This window comes from Salipiger abyssi, assembly GCF_001975705.1.
Classification (GTDB): Bacteria; Pseudomonadota; Alphaproteobacteria; order Rhodobacterales; family Rhodobacteraceae; genus Salipiger; species Salipiger abyssi.
The window spans coordinates 669,331-691,743 of sequence record NZ_CP015093.1 but is presented as its reverse complement, the minus strand read 5'-3'; the positions used below and the strand labels follow the sequence as shown (position 1 = coordinate 691,743).

Below are 22,413 nucleotides of genomic sequence, written 5' to 3'. Positions count from 1 at the left end.
GACGCGGCGGCTGCCCGGTTCCCGACAAAGGCTCAGCCGGCCTTGGTCAGCGCCTGATCCAGATCCGCGATGAGATCCTCGGGGTCTTCGATCCCGATGGAGATCCGCACCACGTTGGGCGCCGCGCCCGCCGCGATCTGCTGCTCTTCGGAGAGCTGGCGGTGGGTGGTCGAGGCGGAATGGATCACCAGGCTGCGCGCATCGCCGAGATTGGCCACATGGCTGAAGATCTCCAGCGCGCCGACGAATTTCACGCAGCTCTCGTAGCCGCCCTTGAGCGCCACGGTGAACAGCCCGCCCGCGCCGTTGGGGCAGATCTTGGCCACCCGGTCGTTATAGGGCGAGGAGGGCAGGCCGGCATAGGTGACCTGCTCCACCGCCGGGTGGTTTTCCAGCCAGGAGGCGACGCGGGTGGCGTTCTCCACATGTTTCTGCATGCGCAGGCTCAGCGTCTCGATGCCCATCAGCGTGTAATGCGCGCCCTGCGGGTTCATCGTCATGCCGAGATCGCGCAGGCCGATGGCGATGCCGTGGAAGGTGAAGGCCAGCGAGCCAAAGGTCTCGTGGAATTTCAGCCCGTGATAGGCCGGCTCCGGCGCCGAGAGCGAGGGGAACTTGTCGGAGGCCGACCAGTCGAACTTGCCCGAATCCACCACGCAGCCGCCGGTGACCGTGCCGTTGCCGGTCATGTATTTGGTCAGCGAATGCACCACCAGGGTGGCGCCGTGCTCGATGGGTTTGCAGAGGTAAGGCGTGGCCGAGGTGTTGTCGACGATGAGCGGAATGCCGGCCTTGTCGGAAATCGCCGCGATGGCGTCGAGATCGGTGACATAGCCGCCCGGGTTGGCGATGCTCTCGCAGAACACCGCGCGGGTGTCGTCGTCAATCGCCGCCTCGACCGCGTCGAGATCGTCGAAATCGACAAAGGTGCAGGACCAGCCAAAGCGTTTGATGGTCTGGCTGAACTGGGTGATCGTGCCGCCGTAAAGCCGTGTCGAGGCGACGATATTGCGCCCCGGCGCCATCAGCGGAAAGAGCGCGAGGATCTGTGCCGCGTGCCCCGAGGAGCAGCAGATCGCGCCCGCGCCGCCCTCCAGCGTCGCGACGCGCTCTTGCAGCGCGGCGACGGTGGGGTTGGTCAGGCGGGAGTAGATATAGCCCACTTCCTGAAGGTTGAAGAGCGCGGCGGCGTGATCGGCGTCGCGAAACACATAGGCCGTGGTCTGGTAGATCGGCGTCTGCCGGGCGCCGGTGGCCGGATCGGGCCGGGCGCCTGCGTGGATTTGCAGCGTGTCGAAGCCGTGTGTCATGGAAACCTCCCTGTTCCTGCGATTGCCTTCAGGGATAAGCGATTGCGCGGTGGCTCACAACATGGGCGCGCCGGATATTGCGAGGGCGGCGCGCGCGCCTAGCGCATCCAGAAGCCTTCGCGTTTCAGCTTGTTGCGGATCGCCTGTTCGCGCCGGGGCAGGTCGTCGCGGTCGAAAAGCGCCCGCGCCTTCTGGCCGCGGCCCTGATAGACCATGCGTTTGATCGGCTCGTATTGCTTGAGCACCTTCTTGATCTTGTTGGGTGCCGTGATCTCTTCGAGGAACCCCACCACCGCGTCGGGCTCGCGGGCGTAGAGCAGCGGCAGGGTGCGGTAGTGGCAGGTGACCGCGCCGTCGAGCAGCCCCGCGGGCAGGGTGTCGCGCCCGCCGCCGAAACTGTGGATCACCAGCGGCAGGGCGATCTGGTCGAGCCAGGGATCGAGGCTCTGGCAGATCAGCTCGGGCGGCGGGTCGTCGCGGATCGACAGCGCGTAGTCGAGAAAGCGCTGCCCGAAGCGGCGCGGGCAGTCGTAGAAAAAGAACCCGGCGTTGAAATAGAGATAGCGTTGCCAGTATTCGTCGGGCCAGCGCAGATCCAGAGAGCTTTCGAAATCCAGCCCGAACCGGTCATAGAGCGCCTTCCAGGTCTCGGTATAGCCCGGCCCGTAAAGCTCGATCTGCGGCCAGGTGCCTTCGCGCTTCATCGAGGCGGTGGGGCGGGAGAAATCGAAGGGCACCTTCGCCAGATCATCGAGCACCAGCGTGTCGGTGTCGAAGAACACGAAGGGCTCACCCTCGGGCAGGGCGAGCAGCGCCTCGATCTTGTTGCCATAGGGGTATCGGGCGCCGAAATGCCGGCTCTCGAAGGGCAGGAGGCGCGCGCCATGCGCGTCGAGCAGGGCGCGCGCCTCGGGATCGGTGATGCGCGGATCCTCGGGCCAGAGCGGGCCGGGCTGCGGTTCGGCCACATAGAGCCGAATGCCGTCACTGCGTGTCGTGGCGGCCAGAGAGAGGGCAAAGAGGATGGCCTCGTATTGCAGCCGCCCGCCCTGGCCGACGATCATCACATTGAACGGCTGCGCCTCTGTATGCCCCGTCATGCCCGTGCCCCGCTTGTTTTCGGGGCACTATAGGGGCCGGGCGCGCATCCGAAAGCGCGGATCAGACCGGATCGGGGGTGATCGGCTCCAGCACCTCCGGCTCGATCACCCGCACGCCGGGCAGGCCGGCGGCCAGTTTCTCGGCGGATTGCGCCAGCGCCGGGAAGGTGCGGTAATGCATCGGGATCACGGTCTTGAAGTCGAAATATTTCGACGCGGCCCAGGCCGCCATTTCCATGTCCATGGTGTAATAGCCGCCGGCGCTGAGCATGCCGATATCGGGTTTGTAATACTCGCCGATCCACGCCATGTCGGACATGATCGTGGTATCGCCCGAGAAATAGATCGTGCGGCCCTCGCCCTTGATGACAAAGCCGGTTTCCATGCCGGTATAGACCGGCTTGTCGTCGATCTGCATCGAGGAGGAATGCGAGGCGGGCACCATGCTCACCGAGACATTGCCGAACTGCACCGTGCCGCCCTTGTTGAAGGCGTGGCCAGCGGTGGCGCCCTGAGATTCCAGCAGGCCGACCAGCTCGAAGATGCCCGAGACCGGCAGGCCGGTCTTTTGCGAGACCGCGACGATATCCTGGGTGTGGTCGAAATGGCCATGGGTGATGAGGATCTGCGTCGCCCCGGCAGTGGCCTCGTCGGCACGCTCGTCGGGCAGCAGGGGGTTGCCGCTGAGCCAGGGGTCGATCAGCAGCACCTGATCCTCGATCTCGATGCGGAAAGAGCCATGGCCGAGCCAGATGATCTTCATGGGGGAATCCTCCGGTATTGCGATTGGCCCGACGGTAGCGTGTTCGGAGAGGGGGTAAAGGGGAGTATTTTTAGAAAGATGAAAGGGCGGGGCTGCGCCCGGGCGGAGGGCTCAGGCGGAGGGCTCAGTCTGCGGGCCAGCGCGCCGCGAGACCGGCCATGAGCGCGCGGTCGGCATCGCAGAGCGGGCCCCTGGCGCCGGGGCGGAAGCGGTCGCGGAAGGCGGCGAGCAGGGTCGCGTGCTGGGTGTCGTCGAAGACATAACCGGCGCGGCGGGCCTCGGCGTGGAAATCGCCGGGTGTCGCGGGCGAGGGATGGATCGCCAGCCCGCGCCGCGCCAGCCGCGCCCAGTCGAAGCGCGGGCCGGGGTCGATCTTGCGCCCCAGCGCCAGGTCGGAATGACCGATCACCCGCTCCGGCGGGATATTCCAGCGGGCGAGGATGCCGGCGAGCAGGGATTCCAGCGTGGCCATCTGCGGTTCGGGAAAGGGCTCGGCGCCGGTATTGGCGATCTCGATGCCGATGGAGCGCGAATTGACCTCCGCGACGCTGCCCCAGGCGCCGAGCCCGGCGTGCCAGGCGCGCATGTCCTCGCGCACAAGCTGCCAGCAGGTGCCGTGGCGGCCGATCACGTAATGGGCGGAGACACTCGATTCAGCGGCGCAGAGCCAGTCGCGCGCGGCCTCGGCGCCCTCCATCGCGGTGTAGTGCAGCACCACCATATCGGCCCGCACGCCAAGCCGGCGCGGGCCGAAATTGTCGCTCGGGTGCCAGAGCGGTGTCAGCCGCCGCGCGCCGCGCGGAACGGCGCGGGGTCCCATGCGCAGGCAAAACCGTCGCCATCCGGATCGAGCCCGCGGCGGTCGCGCTCGGGGCCGCCGGCGGCGAGGAAGGCCTCCTGCGCGAGATCGGAGGAGTTGTACGATCCGCAGGCGCGCGCGATGCGGTTGCCATCATAGCGCCCGCGGCGTTCGTAGAGTTGCGCGCCCACCGGGTTGGTGGTGCGCAGGGCGTATTCCACGATATTGGGCGCGTCGCTGTCCGGGCGCGGCGGCAGGTCGGTGGGCGTGACGAGCTGATACTGCGCGCGATTCTGCGCGATCAGCGCGGCGTCGGCCTCGATATCACGTTCGGCCGAGACGGCCTCGAAATTGTTCTCGTTGGAGATGCCGGCGGCGTTGGTCACGACCTGCGGCGGCGGATTGGAGGGCGACGCATCGAGAGGGGCGACGCCGGAATTCTGGGCTGCGGCCTCTGCCGCCGCCTGCGCGTCGGCGCTGTCGAGCGTCTGGCTTTCCACGGCGGTGGGTGGCTGCACGGTGCTCTGGCCGCCGCCCTGCGCCTGCTCGGCCATTTGGCGCTGCGCATAGGTCTGGTAATCGCCGAAGCCCACGCCGGCGCCGCTGTCGGGAACCGTTGTCGTGGCACAAGCCGACAGCGCCAGCGCTGCCACACCGCAAAGGAAAACCGTTCTCATCTGACTGCCCGTCACCCCTGTTTTGCGCGTTCGTACCACCATTTGGCGGGTTTTTCCACAAACCCGGCCGCGCGCTCCAGCGCGTAGGCGGTATTCAGCAGATCGCCTTCCTCCCAGGGCCGCCCGATCAGTTGCAGCCCCAGCGGCAGGCCCTGCTTGTCCATGCCCGCCGGGACGCTAACGCCCGGAAGCCCGGCAAGGTTCACCGTCACCGTGAAAACGTCGTTGAGATACATCTGCACCGGGTCGGCCTCCTTCATCTCGCCGAGCCCGAAGGCGGCGGAGGGGGTGGCCGGGGTCAGGATCGCGTCGACGCCCTGGGCAAAGACATCCTCGAAGTCTTTCTTGATCAGCGTGCGGACCTTGCGAGCGCGGTTGTAATAGGCGTCGTAGAAGCCCGCCGAGAGCACATAGGTGCCGACCATCACGCGGCGCTGGACCTCGTGGCCGAAGCCCTCGGCGCGGGTTTTCTCGTACATGTCGTTGATGCCTTCGCCCTGCGAGAGCGTGGCGCGGTGGCCGTAGCGCACCCCGTCATAACGCGCGAGGTTCGACGAGGCCTCGGCGGGGGCGATCACGTAATAGGCCGGCAGGGCGTATTTCGTATGCGGCAGCGAGATATCGACGATCTTCGCGCCGGCATCGGCCAGCATCTCGCGGCCCCTGGTCCAGAGCGCCTCGATCTCCTCGGGCATGCCCTCCATGCGGTATTCGCGCGGGATGCCGATGGTCTTGCCCTTGATGTCGCCGGTGAGCATCGCCTCGAAATCCGGCACCGGCAGATCGGCGGAGGTGCTGTCCTTGGGGTCGTGGCCGCACATGGCGTTGAGCAGGATGGCGCTGTCGCGCACATCCTTGGTCATCGGGCCGGCCTGATCGAGCGAGCTGGCAAAGGCCACGATGCCCCAGCGCGAGCAGCGCCCGTAGGTGGGCTTGATGCCGGTGATGCCGGTGAAGGCCGCGGGCTGGCGGATCGAGCCGCCGGTATCGGTGCCGGTGGCCGCAAGGCAGAGATCCGCCGCCACGGCTGCCGCCGAGCCGCCGGAGGAGCCGCCGGGGGTGAGGGCGGTATCGTCATTGCCGCGCCGCCACGGGTTCACCGTGTTGCCGTAGCACGAGGTCTCGTTGCTGCTCCCCATGGCGAACTCGTCCATGTTGAGCTTGCCCAGCATCACCGCGCCGGCGTCGAAAAGCTGCGTGGTGACGGTGGATTCGTATTCCGGCTTGAAGCCTTCGAGAATGCGGCTGGCGGCCTGGCTGGCCACGCCGCGCGTGCAGAAGAGATCCTTGATCCCCATCGGGATGCCGCACATCGCCGGCGCGTCGCCGGTTTTGATGCGGGCATCGGCGGCCTGCGCCTGTTCGCGGGCGAGCTCCGGGGTCTTGTGCACAAAGGCATTGAGCGCGCCCGCGCCCTCGATGGCCGAGAGGCAGGCCTCGGTCAGTTCCACGCTCGTCACATCGCCGGCGCGCAGCGCGTCGCGCGCCTCGGCCAGTTTCATCTTTGTCAGATCGCTCATTCGACCACCTTCGGCACGGCAAAAAAGCCCTCGCGGGCATCGGGGGCGTTGGAGAGGATCTTGTCCTGCATGCCGCCATCGGTGACGCCGTCCTGACGGCGCTTGAGCCGCATCGGCGTGACCGAGACCATGGGCTCGACGCCCTCCACATCCACCTCGTTCAGCTGTTCGATGAAATCGAGGATATTGGAGAATTCCTGCGCCAGCGCGGGGAGCTGGTCGTCTTCCACCCGGATCCGGGCGAGCTTCGCCACACGCGCGGCGGTATCGGTGTCGATCGACATCGGGGATCTCCGTTGTCCTGAATTTGTCCTGCCCGCTTTACTCCGCCGCGTCTGCGGTCGCAAGCGGTCGGGTTTGGGCAGCGGCGGCTTGAGTGGGTGGTGGGCAGAATTGCCCACCCTACGGGTGCAGAGCCGGCGAGGCCGAGCAGGCGTCCAGGGCAGGTTGTGCGTATTTGTAGAAGAGAAGAAGAGGGCAGGGGCGCTCTCTTGCGTTTCTTCTCTTTGCAAATACGCCCGCCGAAGGCGTTCGCATGCACGGGGTCTGTCATGCCGGGCGGGGTAGGGTGGGCAATTTGCCCACCGCACCGCGGGCCGGGCTCATTCCAGCGAATAGGGCAGCACTTCGCGACGCTCGGGGTGGATCGAGAGCCGCTTTTCCAGCGGTGGCACCGAGCGCTGGTGGCAATCGGTGCGCTCGCAGATCCGGCAGGAGATGCCGATGGGCTCGAACGCGCCGTCGCGTCCCAGATCGAGCCCGTCCGCATAGACCAGCGCGCCGGCATGTTTGACCTCGCATCCCAGCGCCATGGCATAGCGCCGCACCGGCGCGCCGAAATGGCCGCCGCGCTTGGTGACGTCGCGGGCGAGCAGCACATAGCGCACCCCGTCCGGCGTCTCGGCAAGCTGGCGCAGGAAGCGGCCCGGGGTCTCGAAGGCGCGGTGCACATTCCAAAGCGGGCAGGCGCCGCCGAAACGGGCGAATTGCAGCCGCGTGGCCGAGTGCCGCTTGGTGATGGTGCCGGCCTGATCGACCCGGGCGAAGAAGAACGGGATGCCCTTTGCGCCGGGCCGTTGCAGCGTCGAGAGCCTATGCGCCACCTGTTCGATCGAGGCGCCGAAGCGGGCGGCGAGCAGTTCCAGATCGTGGCGCGTCTCCTGCGCCGCGGCGAGGAAGCGGCCATAGGGCATCAGCGCGGCGCCGGCGAAGTAATTCGCGAGCCCCAGCTTGGCGATGGCGCGGGCGGCGTCGGACTGGAAACGGCCCAGATCCAGCGTCGCCTCCAGCAGATCGTTCTGCCGCAGCAGCGCCACCTGCACCAGCAGCTGGAAATTCTGCGTCTCCGGCGGCACCAGGCTCGACAGGGTGAGCTGCTTGCGCGCCGGGTCGTAGGCACGCAGAGTCACGCTGTGGGCCATCTCGACCGCGATGCCGCGTTCGCGCAGCCGCGCGATCACCGCGCCGCGCATCTCGCCGTTCAGCCCGTTTGCGAAATGCTCCGCCGCGCGATCCACCGCGTCGATATAATTGTCGCAATAATGGAAGAAATCGCGCACCTCCTCCCAGGGGGAGGGCTGGAGTTGCGCACCCTCGCGCCCCAGCGCCTCGTCGAGACTGGCCAGCCGCTCATGGGTCTGGCGATAGGCGCGGTGCAGTTCCAGAAAGGCGCGGGCGAGGGCGGGGGCGTTCGACGCGGTGAGCCGCAGATCGGCCAGCGGCGGCGTCTCGCCAAAGACCGGATCGGCCAGTGCCTCGCGCATGTCGGTGACCAGCCGCTCGCTGTCGCCCTGGCCGAGCTCGGTGACGTCAAAGCCGAATTCCTGCGCCAGGGCCAGCACCACGGTGGTGCTGACGGGGCGGTTGTTGTTCTCCATCTGGTTCAGATAGGGCAGCGAGATGCCGAGCTTGGCGGCGAAATCCTTTTGCGTCAGCCCGAGCCGTCCGCGCAGATCGCGCAGCTTGGCGCCCGCATAGAGCTTGCGTGTGGCCATCGTCCCCTCCTCGCCCGTTTGCGGATTTGCGCGGGATGGTTCGCTAGTTTGCAAATCTCGCGCGGCAGGTCCAGCCCCGCGATGGTCGGGGAGGGGCTCAGAGCAGCCCGGCCAGCCGTTTTTCGCGGCGCATCACCAGCAGGATCGAGACGATGGAGGCGGCGCAGGTGACGAACATCAGCCAGAGCAGCGGCCAGGCGCCGGTGCCCGGTTGCAGCAGCGCCCCGGCCAGCGCCGAGAGCGCCGCGCCGCCGCCGATCATGATCGCGCCGCTGAGGCCCGAGGCGGTGCCCGCCAGATGCGGGCGTACCGACAGCGCGCCGGCGGTGGCGTTGGGGATGGTCATGCCATTGCCGAAACCGACAAAGGTCATGAAGCCGAAGAAGGTCAGCGGCGACTGGAAGCCGGCCCAGAACAGCAGCAGCGCCATCGCCAGGCCAGCCGTGACGATGGCGCAGCCCCAGAGGATCATCTGATTGATCCCGAAGCGGGCGGAATAGCGGCCCGAGAGTCCGTTGCCAAAGAAGTACCCCACCGCCGGGGCGCCGAAGAAGAAGCCCAGCGTCGCCGGGTCGAGACCGAAGACCTGTGATCCAACGAAGGGCGCGCCGCCGAGATAGGCAAAGAACGCCCCCGAGGACAGCGCGCAGGTCAGCGCATAGCCCCAGAAGCGCGGGCTGCGGAACAGCTCGGGGTATTCGCTGAACTGCTGCGCCAGCGACAGGCCGCTGGAGACGGAGGTCTCGCCCAGATCGCGCCAGCTCAGCCACAGGATGGCCAGCCCGACGAGAAAGAGCAGCCAGAAAGAGGCCTGCCAGCCAAAGGCCTGATCCAGCATGCCGCCAAAGACCGGCCCGACCATCGGCACCACGGCGACCCCCATGGTCACGTAGCCGATCATCGAGGCGGCCTGATCCTGCGGGACCATGTCGCGCACCACGGCGCGGCTCAGCACCATGGAAACGACCACCACGGCCTGGCACATCCGGAAGATGAGGAAGACAGCGATATTGGGCGCGAAGATGCAGCCAAGCGTGGCCACGAGAAACAGCCCCATGCCCCAGAGAATCACCGGTCGCCGCCCGACCTTGTCGGAAATCGGCCCGACAAGGATTTGCAGCACCGCGTTCACCCCCAGGTAGATCGCCACCGAGAGCTGCATGAGCCGGTATTCGGTGTTGAAATGCGCCGCCATGTTGGGCAACGAGGGCAAAAACACGTTCATCGCAAGCGCCGACACGCCCGCGAGCAGGATAAGTGTGACAATATGAGGCGGAGTCGTGCGGTCCAGAAAACGGACCTTCGGCGCGGTTTGCATGAGCAAGGGGTAGGACCGAAACGCGGGAATGTCCATTCGGCTTGACGCGCGATACGAGAATTGCGCGCTATTTGCGGATTTGCATTTTGCGATCAGAAGTATTTTCCGTCTTTGCAAATTTGCCGAATTTGACTTGAGTGGATAAGCCGCCTCTGTATGGTCCTGACAAACGAAAGGGACGGCCATGAAAGACATTCTGCATGAACTGGAAGAGCGCCGCAGCGGGGCGCGGCTCGGAGGGGGCCAGAAGCGGATTGATGCGCAGCACGCCAAGGGCAAGCTGACCGCGCGCGAACGGATCGAGGTCCTGCTCGACGAGGGCAGTTTCGAAGAATACGACATGTTCGTCGCCCATCGCTGCACCGATTTCGGCATGGAAAAGAACCGCCCCTACGGTGACGGCGTGGTCACCGGCTGGGGGACGATCAACGGCCGCATGGTCTATGTCTTCAGTCAGGACTTCACCGTTCTGGGCGGCTCCGTCTCGGCCACCCATGCGATGAAGATCTGCAAGATCATGGATATGGCGATGCAGAACGGCGCGCCGGTGATCGGGCTCAACGATTCGGGCGGCGCGCGGATTCAGGAAGGCGTCGATTCGCTGGCCGGCTATGCCGAGATCTTCCAGCGCAATATCGAGGCCTCGGGCGTGATCCCGCAGATCTCGGTCATCATGGGGCCCTGCGCCGGCGGCGCGGTCTATTCCCCCGCCATGACCGATTTCATCTTCATGGTGAAAGACACCTCCTACATGTTCGTCACCGGCCCCGATGTGGTGAAGACCGTGACCAACGAGGTGGTGACCGCCGAGGAGCTGGGCGGGGCCTCCACCCATACCAAGAAATCCTCCGTCGCCGACGGCGCCTTCGAGAACGATGTCGAGGCGCTGGCCGAGGTGCGGCGGCTGGTCGACTTCCTGCCGCTCAACAACCGCGAGAAACCGCCGGTGCGGCCGTTCTTCGACGATGTCGACCGGGTGGAAAGCTCGCTCGACACGATCATTCCGGAAAACGCCAACCAGCCCTATGACATGAAGGAACTGATCCTGAAGGTCGCGGATGAGGGCGATTTCTACGAGATCCAGGAAGAGCACGCCAAGAACATCGTCACCGGCTTCATCCGTCTCGAAGGCCAGACCGTGGGCGTGGTGGCCAACCAGCCGATGGTGCTGGCCGGCTGTCTCGACATCGACAGCTCGAAGAAGGCCGCGCGTTTCGTGCGCTTCTGCGACTGTTTCGAGATCCCGCTGCTGACCTTCGTCGACGTGCCGGGCTTCCTGCCGGGCACCGGTCAGGAATATGGCGGCGTCATCAAGCACGGCGCGAAGCTGCTCTTTGCCTATGGCGAGGCGACGGTGCCGAAGGTGACCGTCATCACCCGCAAGGCCTATGGCGGCGCCTATGACGTGATGAGCTCCAAGCATCTGCGCGGCGACGTCAACTATGCCTGGCCCACCGCCGAGATCGCGGTGATGGGTGCCAAGGGCGCGACCGAGATCATCCACCGCGCCGATCTCGGCGATGCGGAGAAGATCGCCAAGCACACCGCCGATTACGAAGACCGCTTCGCCAATCCCTTCGTGGCAGCGGAACGCGGCTTTATCGACGAGGTGATCCAGCCCCGCTCCACCCGCCGCCGGGTCAGCCGTGCCTTTGCCATGCTGCGCAACAAGAAGCTCAGCAATCCGTGGAAGAAGCACGACAATATCCCGCTCTGAGCCGGTTCTGGGAGGAGTCATGGGCCGCAGGGGCTGGTACATGCAGCAGCAGGACGGGGCGCTGATCCTCGCCCGCCGCTGGCCGGCGCGTTTCGATCTGAGCGTCGAGACGCGGCTGCCGCCGGTCGCGCGCAGGGCGCGGCTGGCGCATCAGGTGCGCCAGGATCTCTGGCGCGCGCTCCAGCATCTGCGCGGCTTTTCGCCCTGCGTCTGGGTCAGCGACGGGCCGGAGGGCACGGTTCTGCGCGCCGGTGGCCGTGTCGAGGGCCGGGCGCCAAGGGCGCAGGCCGAGGCCTGTATCGCGGGGGTTCTGGAGGATGCGGGCAATCGCGCGCGCTGGGTGAGGTGGTCGTCATGAAAGGCATTCACGGGCTGCGACGCGCCCCGGACCCGATCCGGGGCCTCATGGCCGGCCGGGAGGTCCCGGCGCGGGGGCCGGGACGGGGGCTGCTTCTGGCACTGTGCCTCGCCGGTCCTGCGTTGGCGCTGGCGGAGGACGCGCCGGTGGCAGTGCCCTCGGGCATGCCGGTGGCGTTTCACGACATGCGCATGGATGCGCCGGGCGAGGGGGCGATCTATCGCTTCCGATTCGTCGCGCCCGAGATCGGCGGCGACAGTCCGCGCCCCTATGAGGAGGTCTCCGGCGACATGGATTTCCTCTGCCAGGACGTGGCGGCGGGGGAGCTTTCCGGCGCCGAACCGGTGCCGGCGCGCATCGTGATCTCGCTCATGGCGGAGCCGGTGGAATTCGGCGATCCTTCGCCGGGAATACGGCAGTATTTCGAGGCCTACAGCCTGCGGGACGGTCGCTGCATCTGGGAGGCTTTCTGATGCGTCCACAATATCTTGCGGGGCAATTCTCATGTGGGCAGGGGACTGCGGCTTTGCCGCCACAGGTGGCCGCATGCGCGCGGCCCCGATATCTTTCGGTTTGGAATTCGGATATGGTCGACTCGGATTGCACCCAAGCAATCGTTACCTCGGAACGAGGACAGGCAGGGCCAACAGGTCCTGTCGGTTTCGTTGAACCTGACAGGAGTAAGAGATGTCCAAGAGCATCAAAGTTCTCGCCATGCTGGGTCTGTTCGGCCTTGCCGCTTGCGGTGGCCAGCAGGAAGAAGAGTTCGTTGTGGTCGACCCCGAGCCGATCAGCACCGAGCCCGTCTACACCGGCAAGTACAAGTAAGATTCCGGGGCGGGCCTGCGGGCCCGTCCCCCTTTCGCCCCGCGCGGTGCCCTTCGGTCAGGAGGGCGGGCGATGCTGAAACACCGCGGCTTTCCGGGCCGTCTGCCCGGCACAGATTTCCAGTTCACAATCCGGCGTGCCAACCCCAAGGGTGTGACACCGATCGTGCGGCGCGAGCGCTACCGCGACCGGCGCAGCCCCGACAAGCGCGCCGATCTGGCCTTCATGGCATCGCTCTGGGCGCATTTTGGCACCGAGCCTTTCGAACGCGGCAATCTCGACGCCGGGCGGCTCTCGTGGCTCTTCGGGCGCGAAGTGCTGCCCTATGACGACCCGTTCGATCCTGAAAGCTACGAGGCGATGCTGGTCATCGACGAGCAGGCGGCGCGCGCGGCCTTTCCCGAAGCCTTCGAGGAGGGGACGGAATGAGCGTGATTTTGCCACCCATGGGAGAGTATGCGCGGAAGGGCGCCGAGTTTAAGTTGTGCGGCAGATACCGCTATGCGGTGCGCGGCGAGTCGTGCACGCTGGGGGTGTTGCGAGTGGTTCCGCGTCTCCGTAGGACGCAGCTCATTCACCGTTACCCTTCCCCTGGCGGGCGGCACGGCGCATCCCCTGGCCGTCCGTCCGCCTTTCTTTTCCCTGCATCTCGCGTGCGGTTTTCCGCCGGCAGCAGGCGCCGCGCCGCCGGTTTCCACCGCACTGCACGAATTTCTTGGAACCTCCCGACGGAACGTGTCGTTGTGAGCGTGAGATACGCAGATCGCAACCATCACAGGGAGTTTGTCTCATGGCCAAAACCGCTCTTCGCATCGTCGCCGTTCTCGGCCTCTTCACCGTCGCAGCCTGCGAGACCTCGGATATCGGTCGCGCGGGCCTTGGCGCCGGCGGCGGCTATCTGGCAGACCGCGCGCTCGGTGGCGACGGGATGGTCGGCGCGGCAGTGGGTGCCGCAGCAGGCACCGTCTGTGACGACGTCACGCCGCAATACTGTAACTGATCACCAGACCGGCGCCGGTTTCGGCGCTGAAACGGTAGAGTTTATGCAAGCCATCGGTGCCACCGGCACCGGTGGCTTTTTCGTGGCCGGAGACGCGGGTGCACCGCGCGGCCTGAAGAATATGTAGGAAAGGGACAGATATGTTCGAGAAGATCCTGATCGCCAACCGCGGCGAGATCGCCTGCCGGGTCATCAAGTCGGCGCAGAAGATGGGCATCAAGACGGTGGCCGTCTATTCCGATGCCGACAAGCATGCGCTGCATGTGGAGATGGCCGACGAGGCGGTGCATATCGGCCCGCCGCCGGCGAACCAGTCCTACATCATCATCGACAAGATCATGGACGCCATCAAGCAGACCGGCGCGCAGGCGGTGCATCCGGGCTATGGCTTCCTGTCCGAGAACCCGAAATTCGCCGATGCGCTCGAAGCCGCCGGCGTCGCCTTCATCGGACCGCCCAAGGGCGCCATCGAGGCGATGGGCGACAAGATCACCTCCAAGAAGCTGGCCCAGGAAGCCGGCGTCAGCACCGTGCCGGGCTATATGGGGCTCATCGAGGATGCCGACGAGGCGGTGAAGATCAGCCAGGAGATTGGCTATCCGGTGATGATCAAGGCCTCCGCCGGCGGTGGCGGCAAGGGCATGCGCATCGCCTGGAACGACGAGGAGGCGCGCGAGGGCTTCCAGTCGTCCAAGAACGAGGCGGCGAGCTCCTTTGGCGATGACCGGATCTTCATCGAGAAATTCGTCACCCAGCCGCGCCATATCGAGATTCAGGTGCTCTGCGACGCGCATGGCAACGGGCTGTGGCTGAACGAGCGCGAATGCTCGATCCAGCGCCGCAACCAGAAGGTGGTCGAAGAGGCGCCGAGCCCGTTCCTCGACCCCGAGACCCGCAAGGCGATGGGCGAGCAGGCGGTGGCACTGGCCAACGCGGTGGATTACACCAGCGCCGGTACGGTGGAATTCATCGTCGACGGCGACAAGAATTTCTACTTCCTGGAAATGAACACCCGCCTTCAGGTGGAACACCCGGTGACCGAGCTGATCACCGGCATCGACCTGGTGGAGCAGATGATCCGCGTCGCCAATGGCGAAGCGCTGAGCATCACCCAGGACGACGTCAAGATCAACGGCTGGGCCATCGAGAACCGGCTGTATGCCGAAGACCCGTATCGCAACTTCCTGCCCTCCATCGGCCGTCTGACCCGCTACCGTCCGCCGGCAGAGGGCAAGCTGGGCGAGGGGCTCGTGCGCAACGATACCGGCGTCTACGAGGGCGGCGAGATCTCGATGTATTACGACCCGATGATCGCCAAGCTCTGCACCTGGGGCCACACCCGCGCCGAGGCGATCGAGACCATGCGCAACGCGCTCGACAGTTTCGAGGTCGAGGGCATCGGTCACAATCTGCCCTTCGTCGCGGCGGTGATGGATCACGAGCGTTTCATCACCGGCAATATTTCCACCGCCTTCATCGCCGAGGAATATCCCGAGGGCTTCGAGGGCGTCACGCTTTCCGAGGACAAGCTGCGCGACATCGCGGCGGCGGCGGCGGCGATGAACCGCGTCGCCGAGATCCGCCGCGCGCGCATCTCGGGCACGCTCGACAATCACGAGCGCAAGGTCGGCGACGAGTGGAACATCGCGTTGCAGGGCCAGGAATTCGCGGTTTCCATCGCGGCGGACAAGCAGGGCGCGACCGTGCGCTTCGCCGACGGGGCTGAGATCCGCGTCGACGGCGACTGGACCCCGGGTCAGTCGCTGGCGCATATGACGGTGAACGGCGCGCCGCTGGTGCTCAAGGTCGGCAAGATCTCGGGCGGGTTCCGCATCCGCTCGCGCGGCGCCGATCTCAAGGTGCATGTGCGCAGCCCGCGCCAGGCCGAGCTCGCCCGGCTGATGCCCGAAAAGCTGCCGCCGGATACCTCCAAGATGCTGCTCTGCCCGATGCCCGGCCTCATCGTGAAGATGAACGTGGCCGAGGGCGACGAGGTGCAGGAGGGCCAGGCGCTCTGCACCGTCGAGGCGATGAAGATGGAGAACATCCTGCGCGCCGAACGCAAGGGCACCGTGAAGAAGATCAACGCCGGTCCGGGCGACAGCCTCGCCGTCGACGATGTGATCATGGAGTTCGAGTGATCCCATGCACGCCGCGCTGAGACACGATGCCGGTCTGCCCGTCGCCATCACGGCGGCGGAGGGCGGGCTGGTGTCCTGGCGCGGCGGTCGGCGCGGGCGGAGTTATTGTTGCAATGTCCCGTGCTGGTCGCGCACCTCCTGCTGGCGCAGCGGCTGCTTGTCGATGGAGCGCGAGATCTCGCGCACGTCCCAGGGCGCGGGCTTGCGGATGATGACCGTGCCGTCCTTGGCGATCAGCGTGAACATGAAGCCGCGCGGGCGCAGCTTGCGCCGGATCGGCGAGCGCGCCGAGGGATCGGTGTCGGTGATCACGATCACATCGCGCTCTTCCAGCGCATCGAGCCGCTCGGTGATGAGCTGCATCTGCTGCACATATCGCGGATCGGCGGGGTTGTCGGCAAAGACCACCAGCGGGCGCTTGATCCAGAGGAACTCCTCCAGCGTGGCCTCATCGGCGGGGCGGATCGTCTCGGCCTCGGTCGGTTCGGCGCCCTGCGCCGCGCCGAGCCCGGCGGTGAGGGTGAAAAATCCAATCGACACAAGGGTGATGCAGCGCTTCATACCCTCAGATATAGGCGCGCGCGCCGGCTCTGCACAGCGTTTCGCAGCGGCGCGCGCGAATTTTTCCGGACTTAACCGGTTTCTCATGGGGAGGGGCGCATGATGGCGCGGATTTCCCATATGGAGACGGACCGGAATGGACATCGTCCTGCATCTCGGGGCCCATCGCGCGGGCTCGACCACGTTTCAGACCTATCTGCGCGGCGCCGACGCGCCTCTGGCGGGGCAGGGCGTCGGCTTCTGGGGGCCGTGGCGCACCCGCAACGGGCTGTTTCACGGGCTGATGGCGCCGTCTGCCGATCCGGTGGCGGCGCGGCGCGCCACGGGGAGGGTCCGGCTTGCGGTCGCGGCCTCGGCGCGGCGCGCCACGGGGAGGGTCCGGCTTGCGGTCGCGGCCTCGGCGCGGCGCGAGCTGCCGCTGCTGCTGGTCACGGACGAGGATATGCTGGGCAGTCCGCGCGCCTGCCTGCGCGCGCGGCGACCCTATCCGCAGGCCGGCCAGCGGCTGGCGCGGGTGGCGGAGGCGTTTGGCCCGGTGCGCCGCACGGTGTTGCAGATCCGCTCGCCCGAGATGTGGTGGGCCTCGGCGCTGGCCTTTCTCGTCGGGCGCGGCCTGCCGCCGCCGGATGTGGCGCAGATCGACGCGCTGGCGGCGCGCGAGCAGAGCTGGCGCCCGGTGATCGCCGATATCGCCGCGGCACTGCCGGGAACGGAGCTGCTGGTCACGCCCTTCGAACGCTTTGCGTCGCGCCCCGACCGGCTGCTGATGCATGCGGCGGGGCTGCGCTTTGCGCCGCCGCTGCCGTCCGGCGGGATCTGGGAACATCGCGGGCCCGATCTGGCACGGCTGCGGGTGCTGCTGGCCGAACGCGGCGCGGCCGCCGCTGCGTTGCCCGAGGGCGAGGGGCGCTGGATGCCGTTCTCGCCCGGGCAGGCCGCCCGCCTGCGCGAAACCTATGCGGACGATCTGTTCTGGCTGCGCGCCGGGGCGGATGGTCTGGCCCGACTGACGGAAGACCCGGAGCCCGGACAGGACAGGATCAACTGGCCGCCGGCTCCCAGAGAGAGAGGACAAGACGATGACAGCCAAGACGGACGATTGGCGCAATCTCGCTGAAAAGGAGCTGCGGGGCCGCCCGCTGGAGGATCTGACCTGGGACACGCTGGAAGGCATCGAGGTCAAGCCGCTCTATACCGCCGAGGACGTGGAAGGGCTGCCGCAGATCGGCGAGCTGCCGGGGTTCGAGCCCTTCACCCGCGGCGTCAAGGCGACGATGTATGCCGGGCGCCCCTGGACGATCCGGCAATATGCCGGCTTTTCGACGGCGGAGGAATCAAACGCCTTCTACCGCAAGGCGCTGGCCGCCGGGCAGCAGGGCGTGTCCGTGGCCTTCGACCTTGCCACCCACCGGGGCTATGACAGCGACCACCCGCGCGTGGTGGGCGATGTCGGCAAGGCGGGCGTCGCCATCGACAGCGTCGAGGACATGAAGATCCTCTTCGACGGCATCCCGCTCGACAAGGTCTCGGTCTCGATGACCATGAACGGCGCGGTGATCCCGGTGCTGGCCAACTTCATCGTCACCGGCGAGGAGCAGGGCCACGACCGCGCGCTGCTCTCGGGCACGATCCAGAACGACATCCTCAAAGAGTTCATGGTGCGGAACACCTATATCTATCCGCCCGAACCCTCGATGCGGATCATCTCGGACATCATCGAATATACCTCGAACGAGATGCCGAAATTCAACTCGATCTCGATCTCCGGCTATCACATGCAGGAGGCCGGCGCGAACCTGGTGCAGGAGCTGGCCTATACGCTGGCGGACGGCAAGGAATACGTGAAGACGGCAATGGATGCCGGCATGGATATCGACAAGTTCGCCGGGCGGCTGTCGTTCTTCTTTGCCATCGGTAAGAACTTCTTCATGGAGATCGCCAAGCTGCGCGCCGCGCGCATGCTCTGGGCGCGCATCATGACCGAGCTGGGGGCGCAATCCGCCCGCTCCAAGATGCTGCGTACCCACTGCCAGACCTCTGGCGTGTCGCTGGCCGAGCAGGACCCGTATAACAACGTCATCCGCACCGCCTATGAGGCGATGAGCGCGGTTCTGGGCGGCACCCAGTCGCTGCACACCAACGCGCTCGACGAGGCGATCGCGCTGCCGACCGAATTCTCGGCGCGGATCGCGCGCAACACCCAGCTCATCCTCCAGGAAGAGACCGGCGTGACCAAGGTCGTCGATCCGATGGCGGGCTCCTACTATGTCGAAAAGCTCACCGCCGATTTGGCCGAGGCGGCGTGGAAGCTGATCGAGGAGGTCGACGAGATGGGCGGCATGACCAAGGCGGTGGCCTCCGGCATGCCCAAGCTGCGCATCGAGGAGACGGCGGCGCGGCGTCAGGCCGATATCGACCGGGGCGACGACGTGATCGTCGGCGTCAACAAGTACCGGCTCGAGAAAGAAGACGATCTCGACATTCTCGATATCGACAACGCCAAGGTGCGTGACGGTCAGGTGAAGGCGCTGGAGCGTATCCGCAGCGAGAGGGACCAGCCCGCCTGCGACGCCGCGCTGGCCGAGCTGGAACGGCGCGCGAAAGAGGGCGGCAACCTGCTGGAAGCCGCGGTGGAAGCGGCCCGTGCCCGGGCCTCCGTTGGGGAAATCAGCATGGCGATGGAAAAGGTGTTCGGCCGTCACCGGGCCGAGGTAAAGACGCTCGCGGGCGTCTATGGCGCCGCCTACGAGGGCGACGAGGGCTTTGCCGCGATCCAGAAGGCGGTGGACGATTTCGCCGAGGAAGAAGGCCGCCGCCCGCGTATGCTGGTGGTCAAGATGGGGCAGGACGGCCATGACCGGGGCGCCAAGGTGATCGCCACGGCCTTTGCCGATATCGGCTTTGACGTCGATGTGGGCCCGCTCTTCCAGACCCCCGAAGAGGCGGCGCAGGACGCCATCGACAACGACGTGCATATCGTCGGGATCTCGTCGCAGGCAGCCGGCCACAAGACGCTGGCACCGCAGCTCATCGCCGCGCTGAAGGCGCAGGGGGCCGAGGATATCATCGTGATCTGCGGTGGGGTGATCCCGCATCAGGATTACCAGTTCCTCTACGATGCCGGGGTGAAGGCGATCTTCGGCCCGGGCACCAATATCCCCGACGCGGCGCAGGATATCCTCAAGCTGATCCGCGAGGCGCGGGGCTGATCGCCGCGTAAAGGCGTTACGTAAACCTCTCCCGGACGGGCCGAAACCGGCCCGTCCGACCTCCGGAGAGACACAAAATCCACACGGTCCGGCGCATGCGTTTGGGTCGCTTGTGCATTTTTGCCATTTCCTTAATGATTTCCGCGCCCTATCTTGGGTCGAACGGGTCAGGACGAGCGGATGGCGGATGAAGCTTCAGCTGGATCACATCGCGGTGCTGGGCGAGAGCCTGGAAGAGGCGGTCGCGCATTCCGAGGCGGCGGTTGGCATGCCGCTTTTGCCGGGCGGGGAACACCCGCGCTACGGCACCCATAACCAGCTTCTGGGGCTGGGGCACGGGCTCTATCTCGAAGCCATGTCCATCGACCCTGCGGCCCCCCCGCCGGAGGAGCCGCGCTGGTTCGGGCTCGACCGGTTCGAGGGGCCGGCGCGTCTGGACAAGTGGATCTGCCGGGTGACGGATATGGACGCCGCGCTCGCGGCGCTGCCCATGGCCGGGCGCCCGGTCGAGCTGTCGCGCGGGCGGTTGCGCTGGGTCATGTCGGTGCCCGAGGACGGCATGCTGCCCTTTGACGGGATGTTCCCGGCGCTGATCGAGTGGCGCAGCCCGGTGCCCGCCGGCGCTATGCTCTCGGCCTCCGGCACCACGCTGGCCCGGCTGGTCGTCACCCATCCCGAGGCCGAAGCGCTGGAGGCGCTGCTGGTGCCGTATCTCGACGCACCGCTGGTGCGCTTCGCGACGGGCGACGCGCCGGGGCTGCGGGCCGAGCTGCGCAATGCGCAGGGTCAGGTGAGGATCCTGCAATGATCGTCCGCCCGGCGCGGGCGGAGGATGCAGCGGCGCTGGTGGCGCTCTGGAACCCGTGGATCGAAAACACCGCCATCACCTTCAGCACCGAACTCAAGACCGAAACCGGCCTCGCCGCCGATATCGCCACGCGCGGCCCGGCCTTTCAGGTGGCGGAGGCGGAGGGCGCGCTGCTGGGCCTTGCCACCTTCTTTCCCTTCCGCGCCGGCCCCGGCTATGCGCGCACCAAGGAGCACACGATCATCCTGTCGCCCGCCGCGCGCGGGCGCGGTGCGGGCCGCGCGCTGATGAGCACGCTCGAAGAGGTGGCGCGGGGGCAGGGGGTGCATTCGCTCTTTGCCGGCGTTTCGGCGGAAAACCCCGAGGGCGTGGCCTTTCATACCGCCATCGGTTTCCGCGAGACGGCACGGCTGCCGCAGGTCGGCTACAAGTTCGGTCGCTGGATGGACCTTGTGCTGATGCAGAAATTTCTCTGAGCCGCCCTGACAGTTCCGCGCGGACAGCGTAATATCCTCCCATGTCGATCTGGACCCGCATTTCCGAGGCGCTTTCCGCGCTGGCCAAGGGCGAGGGGCTGGGCGCGGTCTTTGACCGTCTGCGCCAGCCTCCCGAACGCAGTGTGGCCTTTACCATCGCGGTGATCGCGCTGTCGGCCAAGATGGCCAAGGCCGACGGGCAGGTGACCCGCAACGAGGTCGCCGCCTTCCGCGAGGTGTTCTATATCGCGCCCGAGGACGAGAAGGCGGCGGCGCGGGTTTTCAACCTCGCCCGGCAGGACGTGGCCGGGTTCGAGGAATATGCCCGCCGCATCCGCCGCATGTTCGGCAGCTCCACGGGGCCGGTCTGCGACCTGATGGAGGGGCTCTTTCACATCGCCGTGGCCGACGGGCATTACCACCCCGGCGAGGATCAGTTCCTTGAACGCGTGGCCGAGATCTTCGGCGTGCCGCAGCCCGATTTCCGCGCCCTGCGTGCCCGCTTCGTGCCCGATGCGGCGCCCGACCCCTATGCGGTGCTGGGGGTGACGCCCGATACGCCCATGCCCGAGATTCGCCGCCACTGGCGCCAGCTCGTGCGCGACAGCCACCCCGACGTGATGCAGGCGCGCGGCGTGCCCGAGGAGGCGGTGAAGCTCTCGGAAAAGCGGCTCATCGACATCAACCGCGCCTGGAGCGAGATTTCGGCCCGCGAAGAGCGTCAGGAGGCCTGAGCGCGGATGCGGCTCGCCACCTACAATGTCGAGTGGTTCGATTCGCTTTTCGACGAGAGCGGCGCGCTGCTTGTCGATGATGGCTGGTCGGCGCGGCACGACATCACCCGGGCGCAGCAGATCGAGGCGCTGGGTATCGTCTTTACCGCGATGGATGCCGATGCGGTGATGATCATCGAAGCGCCGGACGGCAATTCCCGCCGCGACACCACGCGCTCTCTGAAGAGCTTTGCTGCGGTCTTCGACCTGCGCACCCGCGAGGTGCTGACCGGTTTCGTCAACGACACCCAGCAGGAGATCGCGCTGCTCTACGATCCCGCGGTGCTGAGCGCGCGCCACGATCCGGCGGGCGAGCGTGGCCCGGCGCAGGGCGATGGCGGTGCGCCGCGTTTCGACGGGGTGTTCCGCATCGACCTCGATATCGACGCCACCGAGGACAAGGTGGTGTTCTCGAAACCGCCGCTGGAGGTGGAGGCGGTGACCGCGAAGGGCAATGTGTTGCGGCTGATCGGGGCGCATCTGAAATCCAAGGCGCCGCATGGGGCGCAGACCCGCGACCAGATCATGCGGCTGGGCATCGCCAACCGGCGCAAACAGCTCGCCCAGGCGATCTGGCTGCGGCGGCGGGTGGCGGCGCATCTGGAGGCGGGCGACAGCGTGATCGTGATGGGCGATCTGAACGACGGGCCGGGGCTCGACGAATACGAGCATCTCTTCGGGCGCAGCTCGGTCGAGATCGTGCTGGGCGATGGCGGGCCGCGCCTCTTCGATCCGCATGCGATCCAGGCGCTGAATGCGAAGCTGGGGGCGCAGCCCACGACGGCGCGGTTTTATATTTCGGGCGAGCAGCGCTATTTGCAGGCGATGCTGGATTACATCATGGTCTCGCCCGATCTTGTGGCGCGGGGGCCGAAATGGCATATCTGGCACCCGTTCGACGACCCGGTCTGCTGGGAAACGCCGGAGCTGCGCCAGGCACTGCTGACCGCGTCGGACCATTTCCCGGTGACGCTGGATATCGACATCTGAGAGGCGGGGCGGTGGGCAGGATTGTCTACCCTGCGGTCACCTGCGGCCTCGTTCCACGCCGGGACAACGCT

General features: G+C 66.5%; 23 protein-coding genes. 13 read left to right on the top strand and 10 right to left on the bottom strand.

From position 1 onward, the window contains the following. Positions 1 to 32 precede the first annotated feature (32 nt). From Ga0080574_RS06900 to Ga0080574_RS06860, 9 genes are all read right to left on the bottom strand, one after another. Positions 33 to 1,310 carry an O-acetylhomoserine aminocarboxypropyltransferase/cysteine synthase family protein gene (locus tag Ga0080574_RS06900; RefSeq protein ID WP_076696410.1) on the bottom strand — a complete coding sequence of 426 codons (1,278 nt, stop codon included), beginning with the start codon at positions 1,308 to 1,310 and terminating at the stop codon, positions 33 to 35. Between the two features lie 98 nt (positions 1,311 to 1,408). Continuing rightward, entirely contained in the window at positions 1,409 to 2,410 is a 1,002-nt protein-coding gene (locus Ga0080574_RS06895) for a GT-B fold glycosyltransferase domain-containing protein (RefSeq protein ID WP_076696408.1), read from the bottom strand. Between the two features lie 61 nt (positions 2,411 to 2,471). After that, the gene (locus Ga0080574_RS06890; RefSeq protein WP_076696406.1) at positions 2,472 to 3,173 is read right to left on the bottom strand and encodes a metal-dependent hydrolase; all 702 of its coding nucleotides are present in this window, start codon (positions 3,171 to 3,173) and stop codon (positions 2,472 to 2,474) included. A gap of 124 nt (positions 3,174 to 3,297) precedes the next feature. After that, complete coding sequence (locus Ga0080574_RS06885) at positions 3,298 to 3,993, bottom strand: N-acetylmuramoyl-L-alanine amidase (RefSeq protein WP_076696404.1); 696 nt, start codon at positions 3,991 to 3,993, stop codon at positions 3,298 to 3,300. After that, positions 3,954 to 4,649: a hypothetical protein gene (locus Ga0080574_RS06880; RefSeq protein WP_076696402.1), complete on the bottom strand. Its 696-nt coding sequence runs from the start codon at positions 4,647 to 4,649 to the stop codon at positions 3,954 to 3,956. Before Ga0080574_RS06880 ends, Ga0080574_RS06885 begins: the two co-directional genes overlap by 40 nt. 11 nt (positions 4,650 to 4,660) lie before the next feature. Beyond that, positions 4,661 to 6,169, bottom strand: coding sequence for an Asp-tRNA(Asn)/Glu-tRNA(Gln) amidotransferase subunit GatA (gatA, locus tag Ga0080574_RS06875; RefSeq protein ID WP_076696400.1), 1,509 nt, complete (start codon positions 6,167 to 6,169; stop codon positions 4,661 to 4,663). Then, positions 6,166 to 6,453: an Asp-tRNA(Asn)/Glu-tRNA(Gln) amidotransferase subunit GatC gene (gene gatC / locus Ga0080574_RS06870; RefSeq protein WP_076696397.1), complete on the bottom strand. Its 288-nt coding sequence runs from the start codon at positions 6,451 to 6,453 to the stop codon at positions 6,166 to 6,168. Before gatC ends, gatA begins: the two co-directional genes overlap by 4 nt. A 318-nt stretch (positions 6,454 to 6,771) precedes the next feature. Next, complete coding sequence (locus Ga0080574_RS06865; RefSeq protein ID WP_076696395.1) at positions 6,772 to 8,163, bottom strand: helix-turn-helix domain-containing protein; 1,392 nt, start codon at positions 8,161 to 8,163, stop codon at positions 6,772 to 6,774. Between the two features lie 97 nt (positions 8,164 to 8,260). Continuing rightward, positions 8,261 to 9,481, bottom strand: a complete 1,221-nt coding sequence (locus tag Ga0080574_RS06860) for a multidrug effflux MFS transporter (protein WP_076696393.1) — start codon at positions 9,479 to 9,481, stop codon at positions 8,261 to 8,263. Positions 9,482 to 9,665: 184 nt separating this feature from the next. On the opposite strand from Ga0080574_RS06860, the gene Ga0080574_RS06855 reads away from it, so the two are divergent. The 7 genes from Ga0080574_RS06855 to Ga0080574_RS06830 all read left to right on the top strand — a co-directional run bounded on the left by Ga0080574_RS06855 (position 9,666) and on the right by Ga0080574_RS06830 (position 15,525). Continuing rightward, positions 9,666 to 11,198, top strand: coding sequence for an acyl-CoA carboxylase subunit beta (locus Ga0080574_RS06855; RefSeq protein ID WP_076696391.1), 1,533 nt, complete (start codon positions 9,666 to 9,668; stop codon positions 11,196 to 11,198). 19 nt (positions 11,199 to 11,217) lie between these two features. Further along, a complete protein-coding gene (locus Ga0080574_RS06850; RefSeq protein ID WP_076696389.1) occupies positions 11,218 to 11,556 on the top strand; it encodes a hypothetical protein in 339 nt (112 codons plus the stop codon). Then, the gene (locus tag Ga0080574_RS06845; RefSeq protein ID WP_237219332.1) at positions 11,553 to 12,029 is read left to right on the top strand and encodes a DUF6497 family protein; all 477 of its coding nucleotides are present in this window, start codon (positions 11,553 to 11,555) and stop codon (positions 12,027 to 12,029) included. Before Ga0080574_RS06850 ends, Ga0080574_RS06845 begins: the two co-directional genes overlap by 4 nt. Before the next feature lie 214 nt (positions 12,030 to 12,243). After that, on the top strand, positions 12,244 to 12,384 hold the full coding sequence (locus Ga0080574_RS26190) for a hypothetical protein (RefSeq protein ID WP_017467604.1): 141 nt from the start codon (positions 12,244 to 12,246) through the stop codon (positions 12,382 to 12,384). Positions 12,385 to 12,456: 72 nt separating this feature from the next. After that, positions 12,457 to 12,813, top strand: a complete 357-nt coding sequence (locus Ga0080574_RS06840; protein WP_076696387.1) for a hypothetical protein — start codon at positions 12,457 to 12,459, stop codon at positions 12,811 to 12,813. 361 nt (positions 12,814 to 13,174) lie between these two features. Then, the gene (locus Ga0080574_RS06835) at positions 13,175 to 13,384 is read left to right on the top strand and encodes a hypothetical protein (protein ID WP_076696385.1); all 210 of its coding nucleotides are present in this window, start codon (positions 13,175 to 13,177) and stop codon (positions 13,382 to 13,384) included. 140 nt (positions 13,385 to 13,524) lie between these two features. Then, entirely contained in the window at positions 13,525 to 15,525 is a 2,001-nt protein-coding gene (locus tag Ga0080574_RS06830) for an acetyl-CoA carboxylase biotin carboxylase subunit (RefSeq protein WP_076696382.1), read from the top strand. A gap of 102 nt (positions 15,526 to 15,627) precedes the next feature. On the opposite strand, the gene Ga0080574_RS06825 is transcribed toward Ga0080574_RS06830, so the two are convergent. Then, a complete protein-coding gene (locus Ga0080574_RS06825) occupies positions 15,628 to 16,086 on the bottom strand; it encodes a DUF4174 domain-containing protein (protein ID WP_076696380.1) in 459 nt (152 codons plus the stop codon). 136 nt (positions 16,087 to 16,222) lie between these two features. On the opposite strand from Ga0080574_RS06825, the gene Ga0080574_RS06820 reads away from it, so the two are divergent. From Ga0080574_RS06820 to Ga0080574_RS06795, 6 genes are all read left to right on the top strand, one after another. Then, positions 16,223 to 17,203 (top strand): hypothetical protein, encoded by a 981-nt coding sequence (locus Ga0080574_RS06820; protein ID WP_076696378.1) that lies wholly within the window; start codon positions 16,223 to 16,225, stop codon positions 17,201 to 17,203. Continuing rightward, positions 17,166 to 19,295, top strand: a complete 2,130-nt coding sequence (gene scpA, locus Ga0080574_RS06815) for a methylmalonyl-CoA mutase (RefSeq protein ID WP_076696375.1) — start codon at positions 17,166 to 17,168, stop codon at positions 19,293 to 19,295. The genes Ga0080574_RS06820 and scpA overlap by 38 nt, the downstream gene beginning before the upstream one ends. A gap of 187 nt (positions 19,296 to 19,482) precedes the next feature. Beyond that, on the top strand, positions 19,483 to 20,103 hold the full coding sequence (locus Ga0080574_RS06810; protein WP_076696373.1) for a VOC family protein: 621 nt from the start codon (positions 19,483 to 19,485) through the stop codon (positions 20,101 to 20,103). Continuing rightward, the gene (locus Ga0080574_RS06805; RefSeq protein WP_156876321.1) at positions 20,100 to 20,579 is read left to right on the top strand and encodes a GNAT family N-acetyltransferase; all 480 of its coding nucleotides are present in this window, start codon (positions 20,100 to 20,102) and stop codon (positions 20,577 to 20,579) included. Before Ga0080574_RS06810 ends, Ga0080574_RS06805 begins: the two co-directional genes overlap by 4 nt. A 41-nt stretch (positions 20,580 to 20,620) precedes the next feature. Then, positions 20,621 to 21,313: a molecular chaperone DjiA gene (locus Ga0080574_RS06800; RefSeq protein WP_076696371.1), complete on the top strand. Its 693-nt coding sequence runs from the start codon at positions 20,621 to 20,623 to the stop codon at positions 21,311 to 21,313. Between the two features lie 6 nt (positions 21,314 to 21,319). Beyond that, complete coding sequence (locus Ga0080574_RS06795) at positions 21,320 to 22,342, top strand: endonuclease/exonuclease/phosphatase family protein (protein WP_076696369.1); 1,023 nt, start codon at positions 21,320 to 21,322, stop codon at positions 22,340 to 22,342. Positions 22,343 to 22,413: the final 71 nt, after the last annotated feature.

Excerpts from the sequence above, each read along its gene's own strand:
- Ga0080574_RS06900 (WP_076696410.1), bottom strand. The coding sequence starts at position 1,310 with ATGACACACGGCTTCGACACGCTGCAAATCCACGCAGGCGCCCGGCCC.
- Ga0080574_RS06895 (WP_076696408.1), bottom strand. The coding sequence starts at position 2,410 with ATGACGGGGCATACAGAGGCGCAGCCGTTCAATGTGATGATCGTCGGC.
- Ga0080574_RS06890 (WP_076696406.1), bottom strand. The coding sequence starts at position 3,173 with ATGAAGATCATCTGGCTCGGCCATGGCTCTTTCCGCATCGAGATCGAG.
- Ga0080574_RS06885 (WP_076696404.1), bottom strand. The coding sequence starts at position 3,993 with ATGGGACCCCGCGCCGTTCCGCGCGGCGCGCGGCGGCTGACACCGCTC.
- Ga0080574_RS06880 (WP_076696402.1), bottom strand. The coding sequence starts at position 4,649 with ATGAGAACGGTTTTCCTTTGCGGTGTGGCAGCGCTGGCGCTGTCGGCT.
- gatA (WP_076696400.1), bottom strand. The coding sequence starts at position 6,169 with ATGAGCGATCTGACAAAGATGAAACTGGCCGAGGCGCGCGACGCGCTG.
- gatC (WP_076696397.1), bottom strand. The coding sequence starts at position 6,453 with ATGTCGATCGACACCGATACCGCCGCGCGTGTGGCGAAGCTCGCCCGG.
- Ga0080574_RS06865 (WP_076696395.1), bottom strand. The coding sequence starts at position 8,163 with ATGGCCACACGCAAGCTCTATGCGGGCGCCAAGCTGCGCGATCTGCGC.
- Ga0080574_RS06860 (WP_076696393.1), bottom strand. The coding sequence starts at position 9,481 with ATGCAAACCGCGCCGAAGGTCCGTTTTCTGGACCGCACGACTCCGCCT.
- Ga0080574_RS06855 (WP_076696391.1), top strand. The coding sequence starts at position 9,666 with ATGAAAGACATTCTGCATGAACTGGAAGAGCGCCGCAGCGGGGCGCGG.
- Ga0080574_RS06850 (WP_076696389.1), top strand. The coding sequence starts at position 11,218 with ATGGGCCGCAGGGGCTGGTACATGCAGCAGCAGGACGGGGCGCTGATC.
- Ga0080574_RS06845 (WP_237219332.1), top strand. The coding sequence starts at position 11,553 with ATGAAAGGCATTCACGGGCTGCGACGCGCCCCGGACCCGATCCGGGGC.
- Ga0080574_RS26190 (WP_017467604.1), top strand. The coding sequence starts at position 12,244 with ATGTCCAAGAGCATCAAAGTTCTCGCCATGCTGGGTCTGTTCGGCCTT.
- Ga0080574_RS06840 (WP_076696387.1), top strand. The coding sequence starts at position 12,457 with ATGCTGAAACACCGCGGCTTTCCGGGCCGTCTGCCCGGCACAGATTTC.
- Ga0080574_RS06835 (WP_076696385.1), top strand. The coding sequence starts at position 13,175 with ATGGCCAAAACCGCTCTTCGCATCGTCGCCGTTCTCGGCCTCTTCACC.
- Ga0080574_RS06830 (WP_076696382.1), top strand. The coding sequence starts at position 13,525 with ATGTTCGAGAAGATCCTGATCGCCAACCGCGGCGAGATCGCCTGCCGG.
- Ga0080574_RS06825 (WP_076696380.1), bottom strand. The coding sequence starts at position 16,086 with ATGAAGCGCTGCATCACCCTTGTGTCGATTGGATTTTTCACCCTCACC.
- Ga0080574_RS06820 (WP_076696378.1), top strand. The coding sequence starts at position 16,223 with ATGGACATCGTCCTGCATCTCGGGGCCCATCGCGCGGGCTCGACCACG.
- scpA (WP_076696375.1), top strand. The coding sequence starts at position 17,166 with ATGACAGCCAAGACGGACGATTGGCGCAATCTCGCTGAAAAGGAGCTG.
- Ga0080574_RS06810 (WP_076696373.1), top strand. The coding sequence starts at position 19,483 with ATGAAGCTTCAGCTGGATCACATCGCGGTGCTGGGCGAGAGCCTGGAA.
- Ga0080574_RS06805 (WP_156876321.1), top strand. The coding sequence starts at position 20,100 with ATGATCGTCCGCCCGGCGCGGGCGGAGGATGCAGCGGCGCTGGTGGCG.
- Ga0080574_RS06800 (WP_076696371.1), top strand. The coding sequence starts at position 20,621 with ATGTCGATCTGGACCCGCATTTCCGAGGCGCTTTCCGCGCTGGCCAAG.
- Ga0080574_RS06795 (WP_076696369.1), top strand. The coding sequence starts at position 21,320 with ATGCGGCTCGCCACCTACAATGTCGAGTGGTTCGATTCGCTTTTCGAC.